Here is a 708-nt window from a genome sequence, read left to right as displayed (position 1 = left end):
TGTGGATTACATCGAATTTGAAGATAACTTTAATCCTGGCGACCAGATTATTATTGACTCCGGGAAATTCAAAATCACCCGGAATGGTCAAAACGTATCCCATCTCTACACAGGCGATTTCCTGCAGCTGAATCCAGGGACGAATTCACTCCGGTGGACTGATCCAGAAACGGCCAGGACCGTTTTATTCCGTATTACGCACCGAGACAGGTTCCTGTATTAAGGGGTGACACATGAAGTATTTACAGGTGTTTGACAAAGATTTAAAGCGGACGGGTTACCTGAACTTCGCTTATGACATAGAACGGCGGAGACGGGTCAATGGAGATTATGAGCTGTCTTTTTTTGTGCCCATGACATCGGACGACTACCGGGAGAAAATTAAGATCAAGGGCCATGTGATGGACGAGCAAGGGCAGTATTATGTGATCCAGACGCGGGAACGGGTCCGGGATGGCAAGAAGCTGACGGCTCGGATTGTGGCAACCCACGTCATGTTCAAGATGAATGAATTTAAGGTGCCCTATGATCAGTACATTGAAGAAGCTTACGGGGTGCATATCAGCCAAATGACTTCACGTTTGTCATTGATCATGAACAACAAATACACATTCAAGATTGATGACGTTTTTGACCTTCAGGATATCAAGGATTGGGGCCGGACTACAGCTCTGGAAGCTTTCAATCACATTGTTAAGTCCTACGGTG

Annotated in this window: 1 protein-coding gene and 1 pseudogene; both read left to right on the top strand. The window is 45.9% G+C overall.

Translation table 11 applies throughout. The annotated features are described in order from the left end of the window. On the top strand, positions 1 to 223 hold a 223-nt coding region (locus HP552_RS00360; RefSeq protein WP_175393817.1), incomplete at its 5' end, for a phage distal tail protein. Positions 224 to 233: 10 nt separating this feature from the next. Continuing rightward, positions 234 to 708 (top strand): annotated as a pseudogene (locus HP552_RS00355) (phage tail protein); the annotation flags it as partial.

It is taken from the genome of Paenibacillus xylanilyticus, from assembly GCF_013359935.1.
GTDB classification, from domain to species: Bacteria; Bacillota; Bacilli; order Paenibacillales; family Paenibacillaceae; genus Paenibacillus; species Paenibacillus xylanilyticus.
This window is presented reverse-complemented; position numbering and strand designations above follow the sequence as displayed.